Genomic DNA, 26,216 nt, shown 5'->3' with positions numbered 1-26,216 from the left:
GATGCAGATTCGCTCGATGTTCGCCGCCAATTACCGTTCGCTGAAATCCATCCGCATGGATATGGCCGGCGTGAACCTGTTCATCGGCGAAAACGGCGTCGGAAAATCCAATCTCTATCGCGCCCTGCAACTGGTCCAGGCCGCAGTCCGGGGCAGGCTTGCCCATGAGATCGCCCGCGAAGGCGGCATGGCGTCGGCGCTGTGGAGCGGCAAGCGCCGAAGCGGCGACCCGGTACGCATCAAGCTTGAGGTCGAGTTGCTGGACGAGGAGCGGGCATTGAGCTTCCATTACAGGGTCGAAGCCGGACTGCGCCCGCCGATCGACGCAGCCGGGTTCGTCTTCGAACCGCAGGTGAAGGAAGAGGAGCTCAAGGTTGATGCCGTCCGGCCAGTCACGGTGATGAAGCGGGCCGGGCCGGGGGTCTTTGTCAGAAACGGTGCCGGCCGGATGGAGGAATATCCAGAGCAGGCGCTGACATCGGAAACGGCCATCGCGCTTCTGGGGGATGCAGGCCACTATCCGGAAATCGGAACGTTTCGCCGGGCTGTCGATGGCTGGCGCTTTTTTCACGGGTTTCGAACCGACCGCGATTCGCCGCTGCGCTCGCCCTGCCTTGCCGTCACCGCGCCGCTGCTGGACGAGGACGGCTCCAATCTTGCGGCCGTCTTTGCAACGCTCTTTCACACCCGGCAGGATACGGTCGATCTCGACCGCGCCATTGCCGATGCCTTCGGCGGCGCCCGGCTGGTGGTTCCCGAGCCGGAAGAGTTTGCCGAATTCTCGCTGGTCTTTCCGGATTTCCCGCAACGCCGGTTTTCGCCGCGCGAACTCTCCGACGGCCAGATGCGGTTCCTGGCCCTTGCCGGGGCGCTGCTCTCCTACCGCACGCCGCGTTTCATCGCCCTCAACGAGCCGGAAACCAGCCTGCATCCCGACATGCTACCGGCCCTTGCGGCGATGATTGCCAGTGCCTCCCGCGACAGCCAGATCTGGATCGTCACCCATTCCGAAATCCTGGCAGCGGAAATCCAGAAGCGCTGCGGCACGCGTCCAAAACGGGTGATTCGCAATGACGGGGCAACATGGATCGAGGGGATGCGGCTGACGGGTATGATGGATGAGGATGATTAGGAAGTCTGCAGTTTGCAGCCCTGTTTGGTGGAGATGATATGAAGCAAGATTTTCCTGATGACGCCACCGGCGATGCCCTGCGTAGAATGCACGGGCGGGGCGACAGTTTGACCATGCCGCGCGATATCGATTTCTCGATCATGTTTCCCGATGAGGTCTCAGCGAAGGCGTTTGCCGCTCGGATAGAACAGCATTTCCACACGGTGGAGTACCATGAAACCGGCGAGCCGGGAAAAACGAAATGGGATGTGACGGCAACGCGACTGATGCTGCCGAGCTATGGCGAGATCGTTGAGATGGAAACCCTGCTGCAGCGAGAGGCGGATCCGTGGGGCGGGTATATCGATGGCTGGGGTTGTTTTTCGGCGTGAAAGCTGCCCCCTACTGCTGATTGGCATCGTGGATCCCAACTCAGGCCAAAAGATGAGTTTCTATTCTTAAATCTTAGATCGCGGGTTTTACTTCATGTACTGAAAGCCCAAATTCGCTGAACGCCCAGTTGCAGACATTCAGCGAATGTTCGATGTTGTCTCGATGTACAAGTCATTTTCTGCTCTTTTGCCGTGGCTGATCGGCGCAATCCTTCTCGTATCGGTCTGGGGCTTCTTCTGGGTTTCCGGATGGGCGATCGTCGTCGATGAAACTCAGGGCGTGCAAACGGCCGTTATCACCAATAGCGGTGGAGCCGAACAAAAATTGCATCGGCTTTGGAACGGCTTCTTCTACACAATTCCGCAGATGGACGGCGTGATTGAGGTCCGGTGCGCAGATGGCACTCGAAAGCAATGGGGTTACGTGCCCCCCATCTCCATACGAAACTGCGGATCATCGGGAAAACGCCTTGCGAAAGGTTGGTTGGTGGAGATTGATCCGCCATTGGGTGGCTTTTATTGTCACGCATCCTGCCGGTTTATGGGGTCACGCCTCAATTTGTGATCGAAGAGTTGTTCCCCATAAAAAAGCCCCGCGATCGTCTCGCGGGGCTCCTTGTTCATTCCATTCCTGAAAAAAATCAGGCGATCTTCTGGCCGGTCTTGGCCCAGTCGGCGAGGAAGGTTGCGAGGCCGGCATCGGTCAGCGGGTGCTTGACCAGCGCCTTCAGGGTTGCCGGCGGGGCGGTGATGACGTCGGCGCCGATCAGGGCGGCTTCCTTGACGTGGTTGACCGTGCGGATCGAGGCGGCGAGGATTTCGGTCTCGTAGCCGTAATTGTCGAAGATCTGGCGGATTTCGCGGATCAGTTCCATGCCGTCGAAGGCGATGTCGTCGAGGCGGCCGACGAAGGGCGAGACGAAGGTCGCGCCGGCCTTGGCGGCGAGCAGCGCCTGGTTGGCCGAGAAGCACAGCGTCACATTGGTCAGGTGACCGTCGGACGACAGGTTCTTGCAGGCCTTGAGGCCGTCGAGTGTCAGCGGCAGCTTGATGCAGATATTGTCGGCGATCTTCGAAATGACGGCCGCTTCCTTCATGATCGTCTCGTAGTCGGTGGCAGCCACTTCGGCCGAAACCGGGCCGTCGACGATGCCGCAGATTTCCTTGGTGACTTCGACGATGTTGCGGCCCGACTTGAGGATCAGCGACGGATTGGTCGTCACGCCGTCAACGAGACCGAGGTCGTTCAACTCACGGATTTCATTGACATCGGCTGTATCGACAAAAAACTTCATGGAATTCTCCCTTTCGGCGCGCGGCGGCGTTGCGCGGGCTGCTTTTGATGTTTCGGGGTTTTCTTTAACGCAATCCGAAGGCAAGGTCACGGCCGATGACCGAAGATTCGACCGATTTGTTTGACGACCTGTTCGCCCGCCGCGTCGTGCCCGTTCTGGTGCCGATGCCCGCGCCGAAAGCATACTCCTATGCCGTGCCGGAGGGAATGGCTGTTACGCCAGGCTCGATCGTGCAGGTGCCGCTCGGGCCGCGTCAGGTGGTGGGTGTCGTCTGGGATGGTGTGCAGGACGACGCTGTCGATCCGAAAAAGCTGAAGGCCATCACCCAGGTCTTCGATTGTCCGCCGTTGTCGCGGGACATGCGCACTTTTCTCGATTGGGTCGCCGCCTATACCGTCTCGCCGCCCGGTCTTGTCGCCCGCATGGCGCTGCGGGCGCCCGCCGCCTTCGATCCCGAGCCGATGATCGAGGGGTTGCGGCTGACCGATACGCGGCCGGAACGGATGACGCCGGCGCGCGAACGGGTGATCGCAACCGCCGACAATGGATTCACCTGGACGCGGTCGGGGCTTGCGCATGCGGCCGGCACATCCTCAAGCGTGATCGACGGGCTGACGGCGCAGGGCGTGTTCGAGACCGTCTTCATGCCGCCGCCGCCGGTGGTGGCCGCGCCCGATCCGGATTATGCCGAGCATCGGCTGGAAGGACCGCAGAAGCAGGCAGCATTGGATCTGCTCGAAAGCGTCGATGCCGGCGGGTTTTCCGTTTCGCTGATCGACGGCATTACCGGCTCGGGCAAGACCGAGGTCTATTTCGAGGCCATCGCCGCGACCTTGAAGGCCGGCAAGCAGGTGCTGATCCTTTTGCCGGAAATCGCCCTGACGGCGAGCTTCATGGAGCGTTTCCAGGATCGGTTCGGCTCCAAACCCGCCGAATGGCATTCCGACCTTGCGCCGCGAACCCGCGAAAAGGTCTGGCGGCAGGTGACGGAGGGTGGTGTCCGTGTCGTCGCCGGCGCCCGTTCGGCGCTGTTCCTGCCGTTCGAAAATCTCGGTCTCATCGTGGTGGATGAAGAGCATGATCCCGCCTACAAGCAGGAAGACCGCGTCTTCTACAACGCCCGCGACATGGCGGTGGTGCGCGCCCGCATCGGCGATTTTCCGGTCGTGCTGGTCTCGGCGACGCCATCGGTGGAAAGCCGGGTGAACGGCGATCTCGGCCGCTACAAGCCGATCCACCTGCCGACGCGGTTTGGCGACGCCGCGCTCCCGGATCTCGGTCTCGTCGACATGCGCCGGCATCCGCCCGAACGCGGTGGTTTCCTGTCGCCGGTGCTGCTGCGCCATATCGGCAAGGCTTTGGAGCGCGGCGAGCAGGCCTTGCTGTTCCTCAACCGGCGGGGCTATGCGCCGCTGACGCTCTGCCGGGTCTGCGGCCACCGTTTCCAGTGCCCGGATTGCTCGACCTGGCTGGTCGAGCACCGGTTTCGCGGCCAGATCCAGTGTCATCATTGCGGCTATGCCGAACGCACACCGGAGAGCTGCCCCGAATGCGGCACGTTCGACCATCTGGTCGCCTGCGGGCCCGGCGTCGAGCGGATCGCCGAGGAAGTCGATCGGCATTTTCCCGACGCGCGCACCATCGTGCTGTCCTCCGACCTGATGGGCGTCAAGCGGCTGCGGCTGGAGCTGGAGGCGATCGCCAAGGGCGAAGCCGATATCGTTGTCGGCACACAGCTGGTCGCCAAGGGACACAACTTTCCGATGATGACCTTTGTCGGTATCGTCGATGCCGATATCGGCCTTGCCAATGGCGATCCACGCGCTGCCGAGCGAACATTCCAGCTGCTCAGCCAGGTGACGGGCCGGGCGGGGCGGACGGGTCTGAAGAGCCTGGGTCTGCTCCAGACCTACCAGCCGCAGCATCCGGTGATGCAGGCCATCGTTTCAGGAGATTCGGAGGCGTTCTATGAGCGCGAGATCGGCGAACGGGAGAAAGCGCTGCTGCCGCCGTTCGGACGTCTCGCCTCCATTATCGTGTCGGCGGATACCCGCGCCGATGCCGAAGGCCATGCACGCGGCCTGCGGCAGGCAGCACCGCGGGTCAGCGGCATCAGCATTCTGGGGCCGGCCGAGGCGCCGCTGGCGCTGATCCGCGGCCGCCACCGTTTCCGGCTGCTGGTCCACGGCCGCCGCAACAGCGACATGCAGGCCTTTGTGAAGACCATGCTGGCCAGCGGCCCGAAGATGCGCGGCTCGGTCAGCGTCCAGCTGGATATCGATCCGCAGAGTTTTCTTTGAATTGGAGTTCTCGCTCAGGTGAAACAATGCGGGGCGCCACATTGCGATGCTGACAAGAATTTTCTCGCACCGCGCGTGAATTCCTCACCCGCTTCCAGGAAGTCACAAGCAGGCATGCTCGGAAATAGTCCGGCGCGAAGGTCCGGAATGGGGAACGCCAAGGACAGGTGCGGAGATACTTGCCTCTCTACAAAGTTTGATTACAGTCTTGCTTGAGGCTTGGGAGGCAGGACGCGCATGACCATCGAGGTTGAAACCTTTGAATTTGTGGAGCGATGCCGAACCCATCGTACGACCGACGCCTTGCTTGCTGATCTTCTTCATGCCGTCCGTAAAGTGGGTTTCGAACATCTGATCGTCAGCGGTGTGCCTGCGGGCAGCGAAGAGCTCGAACCGCTGGTGGAACTCAACGGCTGGCCGGACGGCTGGTTCCAGCGCTATGTGGAACGGCGCTATGCGGATGTTGACGGTGTCTGCCGCCATAGTCGCACCGCCATCCAGCCTTTCTACTGGCAGGATGTGCCTGAGCGTTTGAGCGCCTCGGCAAGTTCAAGACTGGTGGCGAACGAGGCGACGGATTTCGGGCTTATGAGTGGCTATGTCGTTCCCAGCTATTCGCGCCGCCATTGGCAGGCGCTTGTTTCTTTCGCGTCTCCCGCCAGGCAACTCCGCCTATCGCGGCGCGAGCTGACGGCCGTCAACCTGATGAGCATGATGACGGTCCGGTGTGTCGAGAACCTGCGGCATCCCGATGTGCTGGAGATCGTACTCACCCCGCGCGAGCAGGAAATCCTTACCTGGGCCGCCATGGACAAAACCGCCGACGAGATCGCCGATATTCTGAGGATATCGACGGCGACAGTGCGCAAGCATCTGCAGAACATTCGCCGCACTTACGGCGTGTCGAGTACGCTCGGCGCCGTCGCCGTGGCGATGCACCGGGCTCATATCGCTCCGTGAAGCGTGTCACGTGAAAAGGATTCGCGCGACGCGCTCGAGGTCTTTGTTTTGATGCTTATCGTCTTCACGAAACTGCTGTCCCCTTTCGGGCGACATGCATTAGCGTCGAAAAATACTCAATTCCGATACCTGTTTCCCCCTCTTGATTGTGGCACTCAGCTGTTGGTTGCTCCGTCGCTCGCTGCGGTGTGGCCCTAAGCCAGAGGCAGACGGCGTTTGAAGGAGGATTGGCATGGCCAGTATTTTCGGCACGAAAGGCAATGATTTTCGCCAGGGCGGTATCAGCTCCGACTATATCTACGGTTATGCCGAGGGGACGGATCCCGCGCTTGAAACCGGCAACGACGACCTGCGCGGCGGCGACGGCCGGGACCGGATTTTTGGCGGCGGCGGCAATGACCAGCTGCGTGGCGAAGAGGGGAACGACTACCTTTATGGCCAGGATGGCGACGATCAACTCTATGGTGGACCGGGCGACGATCTGCTCGACGGCGGCGCCGGTAACGACACTTTCTGGATCGAGGGCAACATTGCCGGCATCGACACGTTCGTCGGCGGCTCAGGCACCGATACCGTTCGCCTTTCCGGCAATCTGGTTCGCCAGAAGATCATTCTTGACGCCGCATCGGGCGTCGAGGCGCTCAATACCGGCGGGTTTTCGATGCAGGGCACGCAAGGCGGCGATACCTATGATTTCAGTGGCCTGACCAAGCTCGTCAACACCGGTCCGGCAATCGATCTGCACGGCGGCGAGGATACCTATGTCGGCCACGCCGGTATCGATATCGTGCGCGGCGGCGCGGGCAATGACAAATTGTACGGTGGCGCCGGAAACGACCAGCTCTATGGCGATGCCGGCCGCGACCTGTTCGATGGCGGCGCCGGCGACGATACGTTCTGGATCGGCGATATCGGCACCGACACGTTTCTGGGAGGCCAGGGCAGCGACACGATCCGGCTGACCGACGATACCGACCGCCAGACCTTCACGATCACCGCGGCGGCGAGTATCGAGGTCCTCGATACCAATGGTTTTCTGCTGACCGGCACCACGGGCAAGGATGTCTTTGACCTGACGGGACTTGGCCGTTTCAAGACTGGTGCGCCACGGATCGATCTGGAGGGCGGTGCTGACATTTATCGCGGCCATGTCGGGGCCGACAATGTCGGCGGCGGCAGCGGCAATGACCGCATCGAAACGGGAGCGGGCAACGACATTCTGGACGGCGGTTCCGGCATCGACACGCTTCTCGGCGGCTCGGGCAATGATATCTATGTGGTCGACCGGGTGACGGATGTCATTGACGAGCGCAGCGGCAGCGGTGTCGACACCGTGCGCTCCTCGGTGAGTTTCAATCTTGCCGAGACCTCCTATGTCCGGGGCGCTTTCGAAAACCTGACGCTGCTGGGGTCGGGCAACATCAACGCCACCGGCAACGGGCTCAAGAACACGATCACCGGCAATGCCGGCAACAATATCCTGGACGGCGGGGCCAATACGGACAAGCTGATCGGCGGCTCCGGAAACGACACCTATGTGCTGGGCTCGGGCGCGGACGGCGTTACCGACAGCGCGGGCATGGACACAATCACGTCCACGATCTCCCGGTCGCTCGGCAGCTATACCGGCATCGAAAATCTGAAGCTGCTGGGCTCCGGCAACATCAACGGTACGGGCAATGGCGGCGGCAATACCATCACCGGCAATAGCGGCAACAACACGCTCGACGGTGGTGCCGGCAACGACAAGCTCAGCGGTGGCAGCGGCAACGACAAGCTGATCGGTGGTTCCGGCAATGATACCCTTACTGGTGGTGCGGGGAGCGACTTGCTGACGGGCGGCACGGGCAAGGACAACTTCGTCTTCAATACGACACCGAGTGCTTCCACCAATGTCGACACGATCGCAGATTTCAATGTCACCGACGACCGCATCATCCTCGAAAATGCGATCTTCAAGACGGTCGGCGCCGCCGGTATTCTGCTCTCGTCCGCCTTTGCCAGCAACAGTACCGGCCTTGCGACCGACGCGAAGCACCGTCTCATCTATGAGCGGGACACCGGGGAACTCTATTACGATTCGAACGGCAACGAGGCGGGCGGTTCGGTACTCATCGCCAGACTGGATCCGAACCTGTCGCTGACCTATCGGGACTTCGATATCATCTGACAGCGCGGCGCTGCTCCGGCGAAGTCGTTGGGGGGGCACTGAGTGAGTTCTCGACACCCACGCGACGGTAAAGTCGCGTGGGTGTTTTTTCGTGGCGACTGCAGGGAGAGGATGCCCGGTCGTTCGCGACGGCGCGACAAGCATGTGAAGCTGCGTCGAATTCCGTTTCCGGGCCGATTCCCTTTCAGCCGCACTTGCGTTAGATCAATGCGATCAGGCCAAAGCGGGGAAATGCCATGGAGTTATATATTCCGACGGAGACAGGAGAGTTCCTGGCGTTCTGCTCAGCCATTGCTGCCTGTTTTTTGGGTCTTTTCTTCTTCTTTGCTCCCCGCATAGCCTTCCGTGTTCTCGGACTCGACATTCGCGAAGGCCGGCAGGGCGGTTATGCGGAAGCACGTTCGGCTATGGGTGGTCTTCCGCTTGGATTAGGGATCGCGGCGACGCTTCTGATCGATAAACCGTATTTCCTGGCGCTCGGTGCCGCCTTTGCGCTGGCTGCTTTCGGCCGCATCCTGTCGATGCTGTCGGACAGCGGCAATACGGTGGTGAACTGGCTGTATCTGGCCGTCCAGATCGTGCTTTCAGCCTTACCCTTGGCCTACGTCTTCGGCTTCATCTGAATTTGACCCAGGGAGGGCCCATACAGTGTGGACCTCACCAGTTCATACCCCATTTTTGTCAAAATTTGGCCAAACCGGGCGATCTTAAGCGCATTCGTGCTGTTCGCGTGTTGCGAGTCCAGATATCCTATGCTAGACGAACCGCGACTTGTGGGGGAAACAGGCCGCCCGGCTTGTGTGACCTTTAAAATATAGCAACAAATTCAAGATGTTGGGTTTACGGTTCTCCGCAGACATCGCCCTTGGATTAAAATGAGAGAAGCTTGTGCCCGTGGCAGACACATCCCAGCTTATTTCCGGTGTTGCAGAAAGATACGCGTCTTCGCTTTTCGATCTCGCGCGGGAAGCAGGATCGGTGGAGAGCGTTGGGTCTGATCTGGATGCGTTCCAGTCGCTGATCAACGAAAGCGCCGATTTGAAGCGCCTCATCGTCAGCCCGATCTTTTCTGCCGACGACCAGTTCAAGGCCATTTCCGCGATCATTGAAAAGGCTGGTATCTCGGGTCTGGTCGGCAATTTCCTGAAGGTCGTTGCGCGCAATCGCCGCCTCTTTGCCGTTCCCGGCATCGTCAAATCCTATCGCGAAACCGCCGCCCGTCATCGTGGCGAAGTTTCCGCCGAAGTGACTTCGGCTCATGCGCTCTCCGTAGCGCAGCAAACTGAATTGAAGGCGGCGCTGAAGAGCGTCACCGGCAAAGACGTGACGCTCAACGTCACGGTTGAACCCTCTCTTCTCGGTGGTCTGATCGTCAAGGTCGGGTCCCGCCAGATTGACACTTCCCTTCGCACAAAGCTTTCTAGCCTTAAGCTTGCACTGAAAGAGGTCGGCTGATGGATATCCGCGCCGCGGAAATTTCCGCAATTCTCAAAGATCAAATCAAAAACTTCGGCCAGGAGGCAGAAGTCTCCGAAGTCGGCCAGGTGCTGTCCGTCGGTGACGGTATTGCCCGCGTCTACGGTCTGGACAACGTCCAGGCCGGCGAGATGGTTGAATTCCCGGGTGGAATTCGCGGCATGGCACTGAACCTGGAAGCCGACAATGTCGGTGTGGTTATCTTCGGTGCCGACCGTGGCATCAAGGAAGGCGACACCGTCAAGCGGACCGGCGCCATCGTCGACGTTCCGGTTGGTCCGGAACTGCTCGGCCGCGTCGTTGACGCGCTCGGCAACCCGATCGACGGCAAGGGCCCGATCAATGCCAAGCAGCGCTCGCGCGTTGACGTCAAGGCTCCGGGCATCATCCCGCGCAAGTCGGTTCATGAGCCGATGTCGACTGGCCTCAAGGCCATCGACGCTCTGATCCCGGTCGGCCGCGGCCAGCGCGAGCTGGTCATCGGCGACCGCCAGACCGGCAAGACCGCCATCATTCTCGACACGATCCTCAACCAGAAGGCCATTCACGACAATGGTCCGGATGCCGAAAAGCTGTATTGCGTCTATGTCGCTATCGGCCAGAAGCGTTCGACGGTTGCCCAGTTCGTCAAGGTTCTCGAAGAGCGTGGCGCACTGAAGTACTCGATCATCGTGGCTGCGACGGCATCCGATCCGGCTCCGATGCAGTATCTCGCGCCGTTCGCCGGTTGCGCCATGGGCGAATACTTCCGCGACAACGGCATGCATGCTCTGATCGGTTACGACGACCTTTCGAAGCAGGCTGTGTCCTACCGCCAGATGTCGCTGCTGCTGCGCCGCCCACCAGGCCGCGAAGCCTACCCGGGCGACGTTTTCTACCTGCATTCGCGTCTCCTCGAGCGCGCCGCAAAGCTTTCCGACGCCAATGGCGCCGGCTCGCTGACGGCTCTGCCGGTTATCGAAACCCAGGGCAACGACGTTTCGGCGTTCATCCCGACCAACGTGATCTCGATCACCGACGGCCAGATCTTCCTTGAAACGGACCTGTTCTACCAGGGCATCCGCCCGGCGGTGAACGTCGGTCTGTCGGTTTCCCGCGTCGGTTCCGCCGCTCAGGTCAAGGCGATGAAGCAGGTTGCCGGCTCGATCAAGGGCGAACTCGCCCAGTATCGCGAAATGGCAGCGTTCGCCCAGTTCGGTTCGGACCTTGACGCTGCGACGCAGCGCCTGCTGAACCGCGGTGCACGCCTGACCGAACTCCTGAAGCAGCCGCAGTTCTCGCCGCTGAAGACGGAAGAACAGGTCGCCGTGATCTTCGCCGGCGTGAACGGTTATCTCGACAAGATCGCCGTCAACAAGGTTGGCGCGTTCGAGCAGGGTCTGCTGTCGTACATGCGTTCCGAAGGCAAGGACATTCTCGAGGCTATCCGCAAGGACAAGGCAATCAGCGACGACGTCAAGGGCAAGCTCAAGGCCGCCATCGACACGTTTGCGAAATCCTTCGCCTGATCGGGTACCAGTTAGGACGATAACGGATGCCTTCACTTAAGGATCTGAAAAACAGGATCGCCTCCGTCAAGGCGACGCAGAAGATCACCAAGGCGATGAAAATGGTCGCCGCGGCGAAGCTTCGGCGTGCGCAGGAGGCGGCCGAGGCTGCCCGGCCCTATTCGCAGCGGATGGCGATCGTTCTTGCGAACATTGCCGAAGCTGTGGGCACGGACGACAGCGCGCCGCGCCTGATGACAGGCAATGGTCGCGACCAGACGCATCTGCTCGTGGTCTGCACGGCGGAACGCGGCCTTTGCGGCGGCTTCAACAGCCAGATCGCCCGCTTTGCCCGCGATCACGTGCGCAAGCTGCTTGCCGACGGCAAGACGGTGAAGATCATCTGCGTCGGCAAGAAGGGCTTCGATATCCTTCGTCGCGAGTTCTCGTCGCTGATCATCGATCGTGTCGACCTGCGCGAAGTCAAGCGGATCGGTTTCGAAAACGCCGATCAGATTGGCAAAAAGGTCATCGGCCTGTTCGAAAGGGGCGAATTCGACGTCTGCACTCTGTTCTATTCGGAGTTCAAGTCGGTCATTTCCCAGGTTCCGACGGCGCTTCAGCTGATCCCGGCCGCTGCTCCCGCAGTTGCCAAGACGGACGAAGCATCCGCCGCTGCAATCTACGAATACGAGCCAGATGCGGGCGAGATCCTCAGCGATCTCATTCCGCGCAACATTTCGGTGCAGGTTTTCCGGGCTCTGCTCGAAAATGTTGCGGGTGAAATGGGTGCCAAGATGAGCGCGATGGACAACGCCACGCGCAATGCCGGTGAAATGATCAACAAGCTGACGCTGTCCTACAACCGTCAGCGTCAGGCTCAGATCACCAAGGAACTCATTGAAATCATTTCGGGCGCGGAAGCGCTCTAAGGTTACGGAAAGAGGGTAAGGATTATGGCTAAGGCAGCTACCCCCAGTACAACAGCAGCGGCGAAGAAGCCGACAGCAGTGAAGGCAGCAGCGGAAAAGCCGGCAGCAGCAGCGAAGACCGTTGCAGCGAAGAAGGCACCGGCAGCCAAGGTGGCCGTGACGGCTACCGGCGCAGTCGGCCGCGTGACGCAGGTCATCGGCGCCGTCGTCGACGTGACGTTCGAAGAAGGCCAGCTGCCGCTGATCCTCAACGCTCTGGAAACGGACAACAACGGCAACCGCCTGGTTCTCGAAGTTGCCCAGCATCTCGGCGAAAACGCGGTTCGCACGATCGCCATGGACTCGACCGAAGGTCTGGTCCGCGGTCAGCCCGTGACCGACACCGGCGCTCCGATCACCGTTCCGGTCGGTCTGGAAACGCTCGGCCGCATCATGAACGTCATCGGCGAGCCGGTTGATGAAGCCGGTCCGCTGATCACCTCGGGCAAGCGCTCGATCCACCAGGAAGCCCCAAGCTACGTCGAGCAGTCGACGGAAGCACAGATCCTCGTCACCGGCATCAAGGTCGTCGACCTGCTCGCGCCTTACGCCAAGGGCGGCAAGATCGGCCTGTTCGGCGGCGCCGGCGTCGGCAAGACGGTTCTCATCATGGAACTGATCAACAACGTCGCCAAGGCGCACGGTGGTTACTCGGTATTCGCCGGCGTGGGTGAACGTACCCGCGAAGGCAACGACCTTTACCACGAAATGATCGAATCCGGCGTGAACAAGCACGGTGGCGGCGAAGGCTCCAAGGCTGCGCTCGTTTACGGCCAGATGAACGAACCGCCGGGTGCCCGTGCCCGCGTCGCTCTGACGGGTCTGACGATCGCCGAACAGTTCCGCGACGAAGGTCAGGACGTTCTGTTCTTCGTGGACAACATCTTCCGCTTCACCCAGGCAGGTTCCGAAGTGTCGGCTCTTCTCGGCCGTATTCCTTCGGCCGTTGGTTATCAGCCGACGCTTGCCACCGACATGGGCCAGATGCAGGAACGCATCACCACGACGACCAAGGGCTCGATCACCTCGGTTCAGGCCATTTACGTTCCGGCCGACGACTTGACCGACCCGGCGCCGGCAACCTCGTTCGCCCACCTGGACGCAACGACGGTTCTGTCGCGCTCGATCGCCGAAAAGGGTATCTACCCGGCCGTTGACCCGCTCGACTCGACGTCGCGCATGCTCGACCCGATGGTTGTCGGCGAAGAACACTACGAAGTGTCGCGCCGCGTCCAGACGACCCTGCAGCGCTACAAGTCGCTCCAGGACATCATCGCCATCCTGGGCATGGACGAACTGTCGGAAGAAGACAAGGTGGCCGTTGCCCGCGCCCGCAAGATCGAGCGCTTCCTGTCTCAGCCGTTCTTCGTGGCCGAAGTCTTCACCGGCGCGCCGGGCAAGCTCGTTGCACTCGAAGACACGATCAAGGGCTTCAAGGGCCTGGTCAACGGCGAGTACGATCATCTTCCGGAAGCCGCCTTCTACATGGTCGGCTCTATTGAGGAAGCTGTCGAGAAGGCAAAGCGCCTGGCTGCCGAAGCCGCTTGATGAATTTCGATCGGGGTGCGTGAAGGCGCGCGCCCCGATCGTCAATCGCTGCGGCTGGCAAAGTCCGGTCGCGCCGAACGGGATTTTCTGCCGGGGTGTTTCGCCGGTAGCTCCAAAAGAAGCGAATGATCATGGCTGATTTCAATTTCGAACTCGTCTCTCCGGAACGCCTGCTGCTGTCCGAGCGCGTCAGCGAAGTCGTCATTCCGGCAACGGAAGGCGAGATGACCGTCATGGCCAATCATGCGCCGACGATGACGACGATCAAGCCGGGTGTCGTCACCGTCAAGGCCGTCGACGGCAAGGTCACGCGCTACGTCGTGTTCGGCGGTTTCGCCGACATCCTGCCGACCGGTTGCACGCTGCTTGCCGAATCCGCCGTTCCGGTCAGTGAAATGGATGCAAAGCTGATTGAAAAGCGCATCGATGCGACGAAGTCGGAACTCGACGACGGGTCGCATAGCGACGAACACAAGACCCGGCTGGAGCAGTTTCTCGCGGAACTGACGCAGTTGAACGGCATCGTCGTCGCGTTCTGATCCGGCTTTCCAGATCATTTTCAAAACCCGCTTCGGCGGGTTTTTTATTGTCCGGAACTTTGATTCCGCGCGGCTATGCACAACGTTGACGTCGTTCATACTCTCGTTAACGCTTTGATTTTATAAATTCTCGCATCTGCGAAATGATTTTACATACCCTCGTTTTTCGTTAGGCTGCGCTCGTCGCAGACGTTTTGAGATTTTAGGACCGCTGGTCCGACAAGAGATAAGAGGATGCGCATGTCTTCCAGGATCGTGCCGGTCATCATGGCCGGCGGCAAGGGAACGCGGCTGTGGCCGCTGTCGCGCTCGGCGGCGCCCAAGCAGTTTCTCCAGTTTCTCGGCGATCATTCGCTGTTCCAGAAGACGCTGGAGCGCGTTTCCGATCAGGAGCGGTACACGCCGGCTGTCGTCGTCACCAATGCCGAATTCCGCTTCATCGTCGCCGAGCAGGCCCGGGCGCTGGAGGCGCCGCTGTCGAGCATCCTTCTGGAGCCGATTGCCCGCAACACGGCGCCGGCGCTTGCCGCGGCCGCCTTCGTGGTGCTGCGCGAGCATGGCGACGAGGCGATCATGCAGGTGCTGGCCTCCGACCACGAGATCGATGCCGGCGCGCATTATTTCGACTGCATCCGCATCGCACGCGAGACCGCCAAAGCCGGAAAACTGGTAACCTTCGGCATCAAACCGACGGAACCGGCGACGGGTTACGGCTATATCGAAATGGGTGACGATCTCCCAACGGGAGCAAAAACCGTTGCTCGTTTCGTTGAGAAACCGGACCGCGAGCGCGCCGAGGAACTGCTGGCGAGCGGGCGCTATCTGTGGAATTCCGGCATGTTCATGCTGCCGGTCGGCCAGTTCCTGGCGGAAATCCTGCGCTACGCGCCGGCCGTCTACGACGCGGCGCAGCGGGCCATCCAAGGCGCCAAGCGCGACCTCGATTTCGACCGGCTGGACGAGGCGACGTTTTCTCAGGCGCCGAATATCTCGGTCGACTATGCCGTGTTCGAGAATACGCCGCATGCCGCGGTCGTCCCGTCCTCCTTCAGCTGGTCGGATCTCGGCAGCTGGGACAGTGTCTGGGCGATCGGCGAGAAGGACGAGGCCGGCAATGTCGTCGGCCAGAAGGCGACCGTCAACGACACGCGCAATTCGCTGGTGCTGTCGCGCGATATCCATATCGCCGTGCAGGGACTGGACGATGTCGCCGTCATCGCCAGCGAGGATGCCGTTTATGTCGGGCGCTTGGAAGACAGCCAGAATGTCGGCCAGATTGTCAAGCAGTTGGCGCTTTCGGCCAAGACGAAGGGGCTGACGGAAAATCACCCGACCTCCTACCGCCCGTGGGGTGCCGTAGCGTCGGTGCTCAGCGGCGAGCGGTTCGAGGTCAAGCGCCTGCATGTCACGCCGGGCCGCAAGATTTCGCTGCAGAAGCATCACCATCGCTCCGAACACTGGATCGTCGTGCGCGGCACGGCGGAGATCACCATCGATGGCGAGACGCGGCTGCTGCATGAAAACGAGTCCGTTTATATCCCGCAGGGCGTCGTGCACCGGCTGACCAATCCCGGCAAGATCGCGCTGGAACTGATCGAGGTGCAGACGGGGTCGTATCTCGAGGATGACGATATTATTCGGCTGGATGATGAGTTCGGGCGGACGTAACGGGCTCGGATTGCCCCTCATCCGGCCTGTCGGCCACCTTCTCCCCGCAGGCGGAGGAGAAGGACCATGCCGTACCTCCGTATTCTCTTCATACTTCTTTCCTAATCAGCGATAGCCGGCCGAGGCTGGTTGTTTGCCTTCCTTCTCCCCGTTTACGGGGAGAAGGTGCCCGAAGGGCGGATGAGGGGCGGGCTATTATGCGGGAGAGAAGCTGACACAAAAACGCCCGGGATTTTTCAATCCCGGGCGTCGCGGTCCATGGTCTTCTTATCCCCGCAGGTCAGCTTGCCATTTTGTCCGCGTATGCGCGCTGTTCGTAGTGGTGGCCGAAGCGGCTCTTGAGGAAGGCGTCGAGGCCGATTTCTTCCTGGCGGATGAAGCCCTTCGAGGGCAGTTCGCCCTTGGCCAGCATGTCGAGCACGGCGCAGATGCTGGACGCCGTGGTGATCTGGATGGCGCTCATCATGCGGCCGGCGACGACGGCGCTGTAGACCTTGTTGGCATAGGTTTCCTGCACCAGACGGCCTTCCTTGCGGCCCGCTACCGTGACGAAGATGATGACGACGTCCTGCAGGGTCGAGGGCAGGGCGTTCTCAAAAATATCCTTCAGCACTTCGCGGCGATGGCGCAGGCCGAGATCGTTGAGCAAAGCCTTCATGATCGCGGCATGGCCGGGATAGCGGATGGTGCGGTAGTTCAGCGTGCGAACCTTGCCCTTCAGCGTTTCGCACAGCGTGCCGAGACCGCCCGACGTATTGAAGGCTTCATAGGTGACGCCGTCGAGCGAGAATTCCTCGCGTTCTTCCAGCGCCGGCACTTCGATCAGATGGCCTTCGACGATGGCCTCGCAGGGCTCGATGTATTCGTTGATGACGCCGTCGGTGCTCCAGGTCAGGTTATAGTTCAGCGCATTGGACGGATACTGCGGCAGGGCGCCAACGCGCATGCGGACGCTGTCGAGCGTGTCGAAGCGGCTGGCGAGGTCGTTGGCGACGATCGAGATGAAGCCGGGTGCGAGACCGCACTGCGGGATGAATGCGGTGTTGGCGGTTTCGGCGATGGCCTTGACCCGGCGGGTGGATTCGACGTCTTCGGTGAGGTCGAGATAGTGGACGCCGGCCCTGGAGGCGGCTTCGGCGATGGCGATCGTCAGATGATAGGGGGCGGCGCTGAGAACGGCGAACTTGCCGGTGAGCAGGCCGACCATGGCGGCTGCGTCGGAAATGTCGATCTCCGCGACCGAGATGGCCTCGTGCTTCTCGACCAGGGCAAGCTGTTCGGCGCTGCGATCGGCAAGGGTCACCTGGTAATCGCCGGAATGGGCGAGAAGCCGGGCAATGGTCGAGCCGATCTTGCCGGCTCCGATAACGACGATGTTTTTCATGTTGGGTCCCCCGGAATGAATCTGTTGTAGGGCGATTGTCCGCCTTTTGACGGTTGATATGAAGCGCTGATATGATAAATTTGCCGTTCGATATTCGGCATAATGCCGATAAGGATGATCACAATGACGTTGGCAGAGAAAGACCGGCAGCTTCTGTCCATCCTCAGCGAGAACGCGCGCATGCCCACCGCGCTGCTCGCGCGCAAGCTTGGCCTTTCCCGCACGACGGTGCAGGCGAAGATTGAACGACTGGAGCGCGATGGCATTATCGCCGGCTATGGCGTGCGATTGTCTGATGATTTCGAGAAGGGGCTGGTCAAGGCGCATGTGCTGATCACGCTGGCCGCCAAGGCGCTCGGGCGGGTGACGCAGGATCTGCATGATATCGAGGATGTGCGGACCCTGCATTCGGTCAGCGGCAGTTTCGACCTGATCGCCATCGTCGCCGCCAGTTCGATCAGCGAGCTGGATCTGGTGATCGACCGGATCGGCGAGATCGACGGGGTGGAAAAGACGCTGTCGTCGATCATCCTGTCGACGCGGATCAATCGCTGACGCCACAGAAAAAAAGCCGCGTCGTGATGCACACGACGCGGCTTCTTCGTCTTGGGAGTTATGTTCACCCGAACAGGGCGAAGGTCGCCTTCAGCGTATTCCAGACGCCCCAGAGCAGCGGTATGCCGACCAGCGCCCAGGCGATCATCGCCTTGCCGTCGAAGCCGCCCCTGCCGATGCCGAAGGAGCCGCTTGGGCCGGCATTCGCCGCCGCGGTCTTCGCCTGTAGGGCCGCGACTTCTTCGTCCTTCATGAACCACTTGTCGGCGAGCGGCCTGACGAGGGCGTTGGCCAGGAGACCCAGTACCAGCATGCCGGCGAGGATGTACATGGTGAAGTTATAGACCTGGTCGCGCGGCACGCCGGCGGCGATCTGCGCTTCGCGGATATAATTCACCACCACCGGGCCGATGATACCGGCCGTCGCCCAGGCCGTCAGCAGACGGCCATGGATGGCGCCGACGAACTGCGTGCCGAAGATATCGGCGAGATAGGCGGGAATGGTGGCAAAGCCGCCGCCATACATCGACAGGATGATGCAGAACATGCCGACGAACAGGATCTTGCTCTGGATGCCCGCAGCCCAGGGGGCCAGCGAATAAAGCACGATGCCGAGCGTGAAGAAGCAGAAGTAGGTGTTCTTGCGGCCGATCTTGTCAGACAGCGAGGCCCAGAAGAAACGGCCGCCAATGTTGAACAGTGACAAAAGACCGGCGAAACCGGCGGCGATGGCGGCAATGGCTGCGAGCTGTTGCGGGTTCATGTCGACGAAGGCGACGCCGGGCTGGCCGATCAACGTGCCCGCAAAGATTTCCTGCAGCATCGGCGAGGCCATGCCGAGGACACCGATGCCGGCCGAGACGTTGAGGCAGAGTACGGCCCAGATCAGCCAGAACTGCTTGGTCTTATGGGCATCGCGCAGATGCACGTGCTTGGTGGTGATCATCGCGCTCTTGGCGGCAGGTGCTGTCCAGCCCTCCGGACGCCAGCCGGCGGGCGGGATGCGGTAGCCGAAGGCGCCGCCCATCATGAAGACGAAATAGACGAGCGCCATGACCACGAAGGTCTGCCAGACGCCGATCGATGTATCGCTGCGGAAGTGGGTCATCAGCAGGTTTGCCAGCGGTGCGCCGATCATGGCACCGCCGCCAAAGCCCATGATGGCCATGCCGGTGGCCATGCCGCGCCGGTCGGGGAACCATTTGATCAGCGTCGAGACCGGCGAGATATAACCGAGACCCAGGCCAATACCGCCGATGACGCCGGCGCCCAGCCACATCAACCAGAGCTGATGGGTAAAGACACCGAGCGCGGCGACGAGGATGCCGCCACACCAGCAGCAGGCCGAGACGAAGCCGGCCTTGCGCGGGCCGGAGCGCTCCAGCCAGCCGCCCCAGATGGCAGCCGACGAGCCGAGCAGCACGAAGAACAGGGTATAGATCCAGCCGAGGTCGCTGACGCGCCAGTCGCAGCTGGTGGTAAAGAGCGCGGAACCGAGCGTCAGGTCGGCGCAGGTGGTGGCGGCGGTGATGCCGATCGATTTGGAGAGCGGCAGCCAGAATACGCTGAAGCCATAGGCCATGCCGATGCAGAGATGGATGGCCAGCGCTGCCGGCGGCACGAGCCAGCGGTTGAAGCCCGGCCTGGCGATGATGCGTTCGCGGTCGAGAAGCCCGACCGAGCCTCCGCCGACATAGGTGTCCGTTGTTGCTGCCATGAAATATGTCCTCCGTACGCCCGACGTCCCACCGAGTCGCTATCCGTTGCTGTCTTTTCTGGATTGACGAAGGAATATCCGGATTACCCGCTCCTCAAGCATGTTTCCCGCCTTGCCGCTCCATAGCGCTAGAGTTGCAATCGGTGTGCCATATGGCGGGAACCTATTTTTCAATAGGTTAGGCGGGGCAATCAGGAATATTCAGACAAAATGTCTATCAAGGAACGGACATTTTGTCCGGCGGCGGCGTCAGTTGGCTTCCGGCAGCCAGATCGAAAAGCGGGTGCCCTTGCCGGGCGCGCTTTGTACGGAGATACCGCCGCCCTGGCGGGCGATGAGCCGCTGGCTGATCGACAGGCCGAGGCCGGTTCCCTCCTGCCGCTTGGTGGTGAAGAACGGGTCGAAAATCTTGCCGAGCAATTCCGGCGTCATCCCGACGCCCGTGTCGGCGATTTCCAGCGTAACACCGGGCTTTCCTTCAAAGTCCTGATCCAGCGTGCGGATTGTCAGCGTTCCGCCGCGCGGCATGGCATGAAGGGCATTGACGATCAGGTTGACTGCCACCTGCTGCAACTCCGTCCGGTTCATCAGCACCAGTCGCGTGGCACGGTCGTCACGGACAAGCCTGATTTCGGCCTTGTGCATCAGGTGCTGCACCAGCGGCAGGCAGTCGGAGATCACCTCGGCCGGCGCGTGCCGTTCGACATAACCGGCATATTCCTCCGGCTTGGCGAATTGCAAGAGCTTGGTGACGATCTGGCTGATGCGGTGGATCTGCTCGTCGATCAGCCGGAACTCGACCTTCGCCTCGTCAGCCTGCGCCCCCAGCACGCTGCGCACCACATCGAGATTGCCCTGGATGACGGCGATCGGATTGTTGATCTCGTGTGCGACGCCGGCGGTGATTTCGCCGATCGCGGCCAGTTTTTCGGACATGATCAGCTGCTTCGTCGTCGCCTCGATCTGGCGGTTGGCAAGCTCCAGTTCGCTCGTCCGCGCGGCAACGCGATCGTTCAGCTCCTCGTTCCATTGCCTGAGCTCCCGGTCGCGCTGCTGCAACTGGTCCAGCAATCCATCGAGATGCAGCGCCACGCGGCCGATTTCGTCGCTCGCGGCTTTCAGCTCCGTGCGTGCGCCCATGTTGCCGCTCTCGACTTTGGCGATGGTGTCGCTCATGCGTTCCAGCGGCTTGAAGATCGCCCGCGCCCAGCGCAGGAAGATCGGCACACTGATGGCTGTCACGATGAGAAAGGCGAGTACGATCGTCAGCAGCGTCGTGTATTTCGCCTGCCGGAAGGGTGTTTCCAGGAAGCCGACATAGAGCATTCCGACCCGCTTGCCGAAACTGTCGACGATCGGTTCGTAAGCGGAGATGTACCAATCGTTGACGACGAAGGCGCTGTCGAGCCAGGTCTGGCCTTCATCCAGTACTGCCGCCCGCACCGCGCCCGACACGCGCGTGCCCAGCGCTCGGCGATCCTCGAAGAGGCGCACATTGGTACTGATGCGCACATCGTCGAGAAACAGCGTCGCCGTCCCCTTGCTGCCCTCCGGCAGGCTGGCGTCGCGGTAGACGAGATCGTTGATCGTGTCGATGAAGATGAGGTTCTGATTGAGCAGGATGCCGCCGACCAGCGCTGCTTTCCGGCCATCTGCCAGTGTCACAGGGCTTGCCGAATGCACGACCATGCCGCGCGTCTCGCTTTTGCGGTCCGTCGGTACGGCATTGGCCGTCTCGACCAGATCGATGCGGGCACGCTTTGCCAGTGCCTGCGAAACTGCCGTCAACTGTTCGTTGGAGAAGATGTCGATCGCCGTCGAGGACTTGCCGCCAAGCGCTGAAGCGACGACCGGCCAGGCGCTCTGCGCTTGTCCGGTCGCGTCAACGGGTTGGCCCGCGCCATCGACAAGCATGAGAAAATCGAGCCCGAGCGTTTGGCGGCTTTTTTCCAGCAGCGCCGGCAGCTTGATCGCGTCTGAAGAGCCTGCGGCATCGCGAAACGCGGCGGATACCGCCAGCGCCTGGATATGCTCGCCGGTGTTTTCCAGAATGCGGGAGAGGTATTGATGCGCGATCGTCAGGTCGCCATTGACCTTGGTGATCAGCAGCGCGTCGAATTTCGTGTTCCAGCGGGCAATGGTAATGCCGAGCAAAAGCGGCAGGATGACCAGCGTCGGCAGAAGCGCGATGGCCAGCAGCCGGAAGCGGATGGAGCGGGCAGGGCGCGCCGGCGCGCCTGAGTGGCCTGCCTCAGTCATTCCAGACGGCGCACTTGCGGTCGATGGTCTTGCGCGAAATACCGAGACGTCTTGCCGCTTCGTCGCGGTTGCCGCCGGTTTCCTCCAGCACCGCCAGGATATGCCGCCGCTCGACATCATCCAGCGTCTCTCCGGCGAGACTGGCCTGGGGGGCGCGCTGCCCGCGGAAATCGTCCGGGAACTTGCCGAGGATCAGCGATCGTTCGATCAGATTGCGCAACTCGCGGACATTGCCCGGCCAGGGGTAACGGGCGAGTGACGCCCGCACAGGTGCATCGATCGGTACCTTTGGCATGCCGAGCTGCTGCGACAGCTTCTGCATGAACAGATCGGCCAGCTCCTGCACGTCGTTGCCCCGGTCGCGCAGTGGCGGCAGATGGATTTGCATGACGTTGATGCGGTAGAACAGATCGGCTCGGAAACGCCCACTCCCCACTTCCTTCTGCAGGTCGGCATTGGTGGCGAAGACGAATCGCAGATCCACGGGAACCTCGCGCTCGGAGCCGACCGGCCGGACGCGGCGATCCTCGATCACCCGAAGCAGCTTGCTTTGCGTGGCCAGCGGCATCTCGCCGATTTCGTCGAGAAACAGCGTGCCGCCCTGGGCATGGGTGAACAGGCCTTCGCGGCCGTTTTCGGCGCCAGTAAACGCGCCCTTGATATGGCCGAACAGTTCCGTCTCGATCATGTCCGCGGGGATGGCGGCGCAATTGACCGGCACGAAGGGTTTTTCCGCCCGGTCGGACAGCGTGTGCAGCGAGCGGGCAGCCACCTCCTTGCCGGTCCCCGATTCACCGGTCAGCAGAACGGAGGTCGGCAACGGGGCAACCCGCGCGATCGTATCGCGGACTTCGCCGATGACCCTTGATGCCCCGATCAGCTTGTCGCGCAGGAGAATATGATCGGAGGTTGCCTTCAACTCGTAGCGCAGCACGAAATTCTCGCGCTGCAGCCGCATGCGGTCGAGGCAGCGGGCGACGGAATTGAGGATCTGGTTGGAGCGGAAGGGTTTCAGCACGAAATCGACGGCGCCGGCGCGCAGCGCCTGGATGGCGGTTTCGAGATCGGCAAAGGCGGTGATCAGGATCGCCTCGGCGAAGAAGCCGATGGCGCGCTGTTCGGCCAGCCAGTCGACGCCGTTCTTGCCGGGCATGATATTGTCGAGGATGACGACGTCGAAGTGATGGGCATCGAGCTTGCGCGAGGCCTCGTCGGTATCGGCCGCCTCCTCGATGTGGCTGCAGCGCGGCCCGAGCGTGCGGACAAGAAAATTGCGCATGCCCGGCTCGTCATCGACGATGAGAATCGAGGCCTGCGCCAGCCACGGACCGAATTCCGGATCGCGCTCCGGCACGGACGTTCTTCGCGCTGCTTCTCCCTGCAAAAGTCTCTCCCTCGCCTTTGGCGTTGCGACCATAGCAAGGCTCGAGGGTGGGTACAAAGAGAGTTTCCGCTTGTGTCTGTGAAAGGACTGGAATCGTTTGCAGTTGAGGATGCGGCGACAACCATTGTCGAGGCAGGCAATGGTGCAAAAATCGAAATTGCTACCCATCGTCGGCTGACTAAGGCACAATCGATCCGTAGCCCACCTTGCCGTGGCCTGCTGCGGTATTGGCATGGGGAGGGCATGTCATGGAGAAACTTCCGCCTCCGGGAACACGCATTCGCAACGCCTTCAACGGTGAGACGTTCATCTTCACCCATCTTGACGAGGATGCCGAGACGTTTGAGCTCGACGTCCTTCTGGAGCGCGGGGGCATGCTGAGAGGAACTGGCCGACAGCACTTCCATCCCAATTCCGACGAGGAGTTTCACGTCCGGAGCGGCATTCTCAGGGTCATGATGGATGGACAATGGCATGTTCTCGAACCAGGTGACAGGCTGCTGGTCCCGCGCGGCATCCCCCATCTGTTTCGCAACGGTCATGACGGGGAGACGCTGTTTACAGCCCGCTTTTCGCCGGCTCACAATTTCATGCGGCTATTCCTGAACATGTCGCTCGGTACGGCCAACCATCCTGACTGGTACGACGACAACGGGGAGCCTTCATTGGTCCTGCGGGCGCAGGCTCTGCATGCATTCTATGGTCATGCTTACGGGGATGGCATTCCTGTCTGGTTTCAGAAACTGCTCTTCGCCTGCCTGGCGCCTGTCGCATTCTTGAGAGGCTACAGACTTTCCGTGAAACCACGAAAGCGGCACTAAGTGGCACGGTCGGGTCGAAAACCGTAGCTTGGTATCTACCGAACCTTCAGCCCCAGCTCTGCAAGCAACTGCCCCGCCTGATCCCGTGAAATGGTTGCGCCCTTGAATTGCTTGGCATTCAACAGGCGGATGCCGCCGAGGTCGGCGCCGCGCAGATCGGCGCCTTCGAACCGGCAATCGACCAGATTGGCGTCGCGCAGACTGCAGTCCTGAAACACGGCGTCGCGGAAATCGCATTTTTTCAGGTCCGCCATCTGAAAGTCGAGGCCGTTCAGCCGTGATTTCCGAAACGACAGACCGGGCAACCGGGCGTCGGCCAGTCGCGTTTCGTTGAAAGACAGGTTCAACGTCTTCGCCTCCGAAAGATTTGCGCCCGTCAGCTTGCACCGCTCGAACAGCGCGCCGGTGAGCGTCGTGCCCCTGAAGCTGCTGTTGTTGAAGTCGCAGTCCTCAAGCCTGCTCTCGGAAAGATCACAGCCGGTAAAGTCGGCAAGTCCGCCCTTGCAGCCGGACCAGACGCTGGAGCTCAGTTTTGCGCCGGTGAAATTGGCTTGCTTGACGTTGCAGGCCTCGAAGACCCAGCCGTCCAGCACGAGGCGCGAAAGATCGACGTCCTCGAGGACGCAGCCTATGAGCTTGTGCGCGAACCCGCTTTTCGAGAGGGCTTGGATGCTTGTGCGATCAAGCTCGCGGTTCTCAATTGTATTGGCCGGTGAAATCGGGGATATGTCCGGGGAAGTCGCCATGTCGATGTTCCTTCTTCGTCATCGAGGGAACAGTCGAAAGACCACGTACCTCGCTGACCACTGCCGATCACACTGGTACCGTGGAAGCCCAAAGGCCATAAGCTGCTGAGCGCAGGGACCGGAACCGGCCCATCTTTTTCGGTATCGCTGCATATCGTACATGCTGATCTGCTTCAACGCAGACGTGACTATCGACGCGGATCAATCGCTGAAGCCGGCCTCCAGCATGGCCGGATCGACGTGTTCGGATGCGCCGGAAGGTTGCGACGGGCTGCCGGGACGCTTGATGATATCGGCGGCTGATATCACGATCGGGTCGAAGCCGGCGTCGCCTTGCTCGATGAGTTCGAAGAACGCCTTGCGCATGCGCGGCTCCCAGAACTTGTTGATATGGGTTGCCACGCCCTGGACGCGCTCGGCTTCGGGCTGCGACTTGAAGAAGGTGGCGATCTGGTTGGCCATCCGCACGAGTTTACCATTGGTGTTATCAAGCGACATCGGCGATGGCTCCGGATTGAATGCGGTCGGAATGGGTGAAAATCTCGAAATCGGCGCCGCGCACCAGCGCAATCAGCGTCATGCCGGCCTCGTCCGCCGTGCGGATGGCCAGCGCCGTCGGCGCCGATATGGCAATGATGAAGGGGCTGCCGATGATGGCGGTTTTCTGTACCATCTCGACGGAAACGCGGCTGGTGACGACGACGGCGCCGGTTGATCCGGCATATCCGGCCCGCGCTGCCGCGCCGACAAGCTTGTCCAGCGCATTGTGCCGGCCGACATCCTCGCGCACGGCAATCAGCCCCTTGCCGGGGACATAGAAGCCGGCGCCATGCACAGCGCGTGTTTCGAAATGCAGCGGCTGCTGGCCGTTGAGCAGGGCGACGGCCTCGACGATCTGCTGTTGTGTCAGCCGCAGCGGCGAAGTGGTGACCGAGGGCGTCCTGCGCACGGCCTGCTCGATCGATTCGATGCCGCAGAGGCCGCAGCCGACCGGACCTGCCATATGGCGACGGCGGGCGGTGAGCGCGTCGTTCTGCGCGTCCTTGAGGACGATCTGCAGGTCAATGCCCTTTTCGTCGGCGACCGCCTCGATCGATTCAATCTCGGACGATTTGGTGATGATCCCTTCCGTCAGGCTGAAGCCGACAGCAAAATCCTCGAAATCGCCGGGCGTCGCCATCATCACCGCATGGGTGGAGCCGCCATAGGAAAAGGCGATCGGCGTTTCTTCGGGGACCACGCGGGAGCCGATGGAGAGTGTGCCGTTGCGGTGGGCGGTCTCTGGGACGGTTTGGGTGAGTTTGAATGGGGTCATGCCACGGGCTCCCTCTTCTCCCCACCGGGGAGAAGGTGGCGCGCAGCGCCGGATGAGAGGGGCAAAGCCATTTTGTGGCGGGCCCCGGCGGAAAGATGTCTTGGAAGCAATACTGCGG

General features: G+C 61.2%; 23 protein-coding genes. 15 read left to right on the top strand and 8 right to left on the bottom strand.

Annotation, left to right across the window (positions count from 1 at the left end; all coding sequences use genetic code 11):
* Nucleotide 1: 1 nt before the first annotated feature.
* The 3 genes from J2Z75_RS09430 to J2Z75_RS09420 all read left to right on the top strand — a co-directional run bounded on the left by J2Z75_RS09430 (nucleotide 2) and on the right by J2Z75_RS09420 (nucleotide 2,068).
* Nucleotides 2-1,132 (top strand): AAA family ATPase, encoded by a 1,131-nt coding sequence (locus J2Z75_RS09430; protein WP_209851029.1) that lies wholly within the window; start codon nucleotides 2-4, stop codon nucleotides 1,130-1,132.
* Nucleotides 1,133-1,170: 38 nt separating this feature from the next.
* Nucleotides 1,171-1,503 (top strand): ribonuclease E inhibitor RraB, encoded by a 333-nt coding sequence (locus tag J2Z75_RS09425; protein WP_209851025.1) that lies wholly within the window; start codon nucleotides 1,171-1,173, stop codon nucleotides 1,501-1,503.
* 145 nt (nucleotides 1,504-1,648) lie between these two features.
* Nucleotides 1,649-2,068, top strand: coding sequence for a hypothetical protein (locus tag J2Z75_RS09420; protein WP_209851022.1), 420 nt, complete (start codon nucleotides 1,649-1,651; stop codon nucleotides 2,066-2,068).
* A 76-nt stretch (nucleotides 2,069-2,144) separates the two neighbouring features.
* On the opposite strand, the gene fsa is transcribed toward J2Z75_RS09420, so the two are convergent.
* A complete protein-coding gene (gene fsa, locus J2Z75_RS09415; protein ID WP_209851020.1) occupies nucleotides 2,145-2,798 on the bottom strand; it encodes a fructose-6-phosphate aldolase in 654 nt (217 codons plus the stop codon).
* Nucleotides 2,799-2,893: 95 nt separating this feature from the next.
* Between fsa and J2Z75_RS09410 the strand changes: the two genes are divergently transcribed.
* The 10 genes from J2Z75_RS09410 (at nucleotide 2,894) to J2Z75_RS09365 (ending at nucleotide 15,917) form a co-directional block, all read left to right on the top strand.
* On the top strand, nucleotides 2,894-5,098 hold the full coding sequence (locus J2Z75_RS09410; RefSeq protein WP_209851017.1) for a primosomal protein N': 2,205 nt from the start codon (nucleotides 2,894-2,896) through the stop codon (nucleotides 5,096-5,098).
* 237 nt (nucleotides 5,099-5,335) lie between these two features.
* Entirely contained in the window at nucleotides 5,336-6,058 is a 723-nt protein-coding gene (locus tag J2Z75_RS09405; protein ID WP_209851013.1) for a helix-turn-helix transcriptional regulator, read from the top strand.
* Between the two features lie 232 nt (nucleotides 6,059-6,290).
* Nucleotides 6,291-8,228, top strand: a complete 1,938-nt coding sequence (locus J2Z75_RS09400) for a calcium-binding protein (protein WP_209851010.1) — start codon at nucleotides 6,291-6,293, stop codon at nucleotides 8,226-8,228.
* Between the two features lie 236 nt (nucleotides 8,229-8,464).
* A complete protein-coding gene (locus tag J2Z75_RS09395) occupies nucleotides 8,465-8,851 on the top strand; it encodes an AGROH133_08824 family phage infection protein (RefSeq protein WP_209851007.1) in 387 nt (128 codons plus the stop codon).
* 265 nt (nucleotides 8,852-9,116) lie between these two features.
* Nucleotides 9,117-9,683 (top strand): F0F1 ATP synthase subunit delta, encoded by a 567-nt coding sequence (locus tag J2Z75_RS09390; protein ID WP_209851005.1) that lies wholly within the window; start codon nucleotides 9,117-9,119, stop codon nucleotides 9,681-9,683.
* Nucleotides 9,683-11,212 carry a F0F1 ATP synthase subunit alpha gene (gene atpA, locus J2Z75_RS09385; protein WP_209851002.1) on the top strand — a complete coding sequence of 510 codons (1,530 nt, stop codon included), beginning with the start codon at nucleotides 9,683-9,685 and terminating at the stop codon, nucleotides 11,210-11,212. The genes J2Z75_RS09390 and atpA overlap by 1 nt, the downstream gene beginning before the upstream one ends.
* A gap of 26 nt (nucleotides 11,213-11,238) precedes the next feature.
* Complete coding sequence (locus J2Z75_RS09380) at nucleotides 11,239-12,123, top strand: F0F1 ATP synthase subunit gamma (RefSeq protein ID WP_209851000.1); 885 nt, start codon at nucleotides 11,239-11,241, stop codon at nucleotides 12,121-12,123.
* 24 nt (nucleotides 12,124-12,147) lie between these two features.
* A complete protein-coding gene (gene atpD, locus J2Z75_RS09375) occupies nucleotides 12,148-13,710 on the top strand; it encodes a F0F1 ATP synthase subunit beta (protein ID WP_209850997.1) in 1,563 nt (520 codons plus the stop codon).
* A 131-nt stretch (nucleotides 13,711-13,841) separates the two neighbouring features.
* Nucleotides 13,842-14,249 carry a F0F1 ATP synthase subunit epsilon gene (locus J2Z75_RS09370; protein WP_209850995.1) on the top strand — a complete coding sequence of 136 codons (408 nt, stop codon included), beginning with the start codon at nucleotides 13,842-13,844 and terminating at the stop codon, nucleotides 14,247-14,249.
* 240 nt (nucleotides 14,250-14,489) lie between these two features.
* Nucleotides 14,490-15,917 (top strand): mannose-1-phosphate guanylyltransferase/mannose-6-phosphate isomerase, encoded by a 1,428-nt coding sequence (locus J2Z75_RS09365; RefSeq protein WP_209850993.1) that lies wholly within the window; start codon nucleotides 14,490-14,492, stop codon nucleotides 15,915-15,917.
* A 280-nt stretch (nucleotides 15,918-16,197) separates the two neighbouring features.
* Here the strand turns inward: J2Z75_RS09365 and J2Z75_RS09360 are convergent, their stop codons facing one another.
* The gene (locus J2Z75_RS09360) at nucleotides 16,198-17,301 is read right to left on the bottom strand and encodes a saccharopine dehydrogenase family protein (protein ID WP_209850991.1); all 1,104 of its coding nucleotides are present in this window, start codon (nucleotides 17,299-17,301) and stop codon (nucleotides 16,198-16,200) included.
* Nucleotides 17,302-17,424: 123 nt separating this feature from the next.
* On the opposite strand from J2Z75_RS09360, the gene J2Z75_RS09355 reads away from it, so the two are divergent.
* Complete coding sequence (locus J2Z75_RS09355; RefSeq protein WP_209850989.1) at nucleotides 17,425-17,856, top strand: Lrp/AsnC family transcriptional regulator; 432 nt, start codon at nucleotides 17,425-17,427, stop codon at nucleotides 17,854-17,856.
* A 64-nt stretch (nucleotides 17,857-17,920) separates the two neighbouring features.
* Here J2Z75_RS09355 and J2Z75_RS09350 read toward each other — a convergent pair whose 3' ends face one another.
* The 3 genes from J2Z75_RS09350 to J2Z75_RS09340 form a co-directional block, all read right to left on the bottom strand.
* A complete protein-coding gene (locus J2Z75_RS09350; protein WP_209850986.1) occupies nucleotides 17,921-19,573 on the bottom strand; it encodes an OFA family MFS transporter in 1,653 nt (550 codons plus the stop codon).
* 249 nt (nucleotides 19,574-19,822) lie between these two features.
* Nucleotides 19,823-21,832, bottom strand: a complete 2,010-nt coding sequence (locus J2Z75_RS09345; protein WP_209850983.1) for a sensor histidine kinase — start codon at nucleotides 21,830-21,832, stop codon at nucleotides 19,823-19,825.
* Nucleotides 21,825-23,249, bottom strand: coding sequence for a sigma-54-dependent transcriptional regulator (locus tag J2Z75_RS09340; protein ID WP_209850980.1), 1,425 nt, complete (start codon nucleotides 23,247-23,249; stop codon nucleotides 21,825-21,827). Before J2Z75_RS09340 ends, J2Z75_RS09345 begins: the two co-directional genes overlap by 8 nt.
* A 215-nt stretch (nucleotides 23,250-23,464) precedes the next feature.
* On the opposite strand from J2Z75_RS09340, the gene J2Z75_RS09335 reads away from it, so the two are divergent.
* Nucleotides 23,465-24,037 carry a cupin domain-containing protein gene (locus tag J2Z75_RS09335; protein WP_209850977.1) on the top strand — a complete coding sequence of 191 codons (573 nt, stop codon included), beginning with the start codon at nucleotides 23,465-23,467 and terminating at the stop codon, nucleotides 24,035-24,037.
* Nucleotides 24,038-24,072: 35 nt separating this feature from the next.
* Here the strand turns inward: J2Z75_RS09335 and J2Z75_RS09330 are convergent, their stop codons facing one another.
* The 3 genes from J2Z75_RS09330 to fdhD all read right to left on the bottom strand — a co-directional run bounded on the left by J2Z75_RS09330 (nucleotide 24,073) and on the right by fdhD (nucleotide 26,098).
* Nucleotides 24,073-24,783, bottom strand: a complete 711-nt coding sequence (locus J2Z75_RS09330) for a pentapeptide repeat-containing protein (RefSeq protein ID WP_209850974.1) — start codon at nucleotides 24,781-24,783, stop codon at nucleotides 24,073-24,075.
* A 201-nt stretch (nucleotides 24,784-24,984) separates the two neighbouring features.
* Nucleotides 24,985-25,281 carry a formate dehydrogenase subunit delta gene (locus tag J2Z75_RS09325; RefSeq protein ID WP_209850971.1) on the bottom strand — a complete coding sequence of 99 codons (297 nt, stop codon included), beginning with the start codon at nucleotides 25,279-25,281 and terminating at the stop codon, nucleotides 24,985-24,987.
* A complete protein-coding gene (gene fdhD / locus J2Z75_RS09320; protein WP_209850968.1) occupies nucleotides 25,271-26,098 on the bottom strand; it encodes a formate dehydrogenase accessory sulfurtransferase FdhD in 828 nt (275 codons plus the stop codon). The genes J2Z75_RS09325 and fdhD overlap by 11 nt, the downstream gene beginning before the upstream one ends.
* Between the last annotated feature and the right edge of the window lie 118 nt (nucleotides 26,099-26,216).

The organism is Rhizobium herbae (assembly GCF_017873135.1).
GTDB classification, from domain to species: Bacteria; Pseudomonadota; Alphaproteobacteria; order Rhizobiales; family Rhizobiaceae; genus Pararhizobium; species Pararhizobium herbae.
The sequence above is the reverse complement of the archived record's forward strand: the minus strand, read 5'-3'. Positions and strand labels throughout refer to the sequence as shown.

Bases quoted from the DNA above. Each gene is read 5' to 3' on its own strand.
- atpD (WP_209850997.1), top strand. From the start codon at position 12,148: ATGGCTAAGGCAGCTACCCCCAGTACAACAGCAGCGGCGAAGAAGCCG.
- J2Z75_RS09405 (WP_209851013.1), top strand. From the start codon at position 5,336: ATGACCATCGAGGTTGAAACCTTTGAATTTGTGGAGCGATGCCGAACC.
- fdhD (WP_209850968.1), bottom strand. From the start codon at position 26,098: ATGACCCCATTCAAACTCACCCAAACCGTCCCAGAGACCGCCCACCGC.
- J2Z75_RS09340 (WP_209850980.1), bottom strand. From the start codon at position 23,249: ATGGTCGCAACGCCAAAGGCGAGGGAGAGACTTTTGCAGGGAGAAGCA.
- J2Z75_RS09420 (WP_209851022.1), top strand. From the start codon at position 1,649: ATGTTCGATGTTGTCTCGATGTACAAGTCATTTTCTGCTCTTTTGCCG.
- fsa (WP_209851020.1), bottom strand. From the start codon at position 2,798: ATGAAGTTTTTTGTCGATACAGCCGATGTCAATGAAATCCGTGAGTTG.
- J2Z75_RS09430 (WP_209851029.1), top strand. From the start codon at position 2: ATGCAGATTCGCTCGATGTTCGCCGCCAATTACCGTTCGCTGAAATCC.
- J2Z75_RS09365 (WP_209850993.1), top strand. From the start codon at position 14,490: ATGTCTTCCAGGATCGTGCCGGTCATCATGGCCGGCGGCAAGGGAACG.
- J2Z75_RS09330 (WP_209850974.1), bottom strand. From the start codon at position 24,783: ATGGCGACTTCCCCGGACATATCCCCGATTTCACCGGCCAATACAATT.
- atpA (WP_209851002.1), top strand. From the start codon at position 9,683: ATGGATATCCGCGCCGCGGAAATTTCCGCAATTCTCAAAGATCAAATC.
- J2Z75_RS09400 (WP_209851010.1), top strand. From the start codon at position 6,291: ATGGCCAGTATTTTCGGCACGAAAGGCAATGATTTTCGCCAGGGCGGT.
- J2Z75_RS09345 (WP_209850983.1), bottom strand. From the start codon at position 21,832: ATGACTGAGGCAGGCCACTCAGGCGCGCCGGCGCGCCCTGCCCGCTCC.
- J2Z75_RS09380 (WP_209851000.1), top strand. From the start codon at position 11,239: ATGCCTTCACTTAAGGATCTGAAAAACAGGATCGCCTCCGTCAAGGCG.
- J2Z75_RS09335 (WP_209850977.1), top strand. From the start codon at position 23,465: ATGGAGAAACTTCCGCCTCCGGGAACACGCATTCGCAACGCCTTCAAC.
- J2Z75_RS09410 (WP_209851017.1), top strand. From the start codon at position 2,894: ATGACCGAAGATTCGACCGATTTGTTTGACGACCTGTTCGCCCGCCGC.
- J2Z75_RS09395 (WP_209851007.1), top strand. From the start codon at position 8,465: ATGGAGTTATATATTCCGACGGAGACAGGAGAGTTCCTGGCGTTCTGC.
- J2Z75_RS09360 (WP_209850991.1), bottom strand. From the start codon at position 17,301: ATGAAAAACATCGTCGTTATCGGAGCCGGCAAGATCGGCTCGACCATT.
- J2Z75_RS09325 (WP_209850971.1), bottom strand. From the start codon at position 25,281: ATGTCGCTTGATAACACCAATGGTAAACTCGTGCGGATGGCCAACCAG.
- J2Z75_RS09350 (WP_209850986.1), bottom strand. From the start codon at position 19,573: ATGGCAGCAACAACGGACACCTATGTCGGCGGAGGCTCGGTCGGGCTT.
- J2Z75_RS09425 (WP_209851025.1), top strand. From the start codon at position 1,171: ATGAAGCAAGATTTTCCTGATGACGCCACCGGCGATGCCCTGCGTAGA.
- J2Z75_RS09355 (WP_209850989.1), top strand. From the start codon at position 17,425: ATGACGTTGGCAGAGAAAGACCGGCAGCTTCTGTCCATCCTCAGCGAG.
- J2Z75_RS09370 (WP_209850995.1), top strand. From the start codon at position 13,842: ATGGCTGATTTCAATTTCGAACTCGTCTCTCCGGAACGCCTGCTGCTG.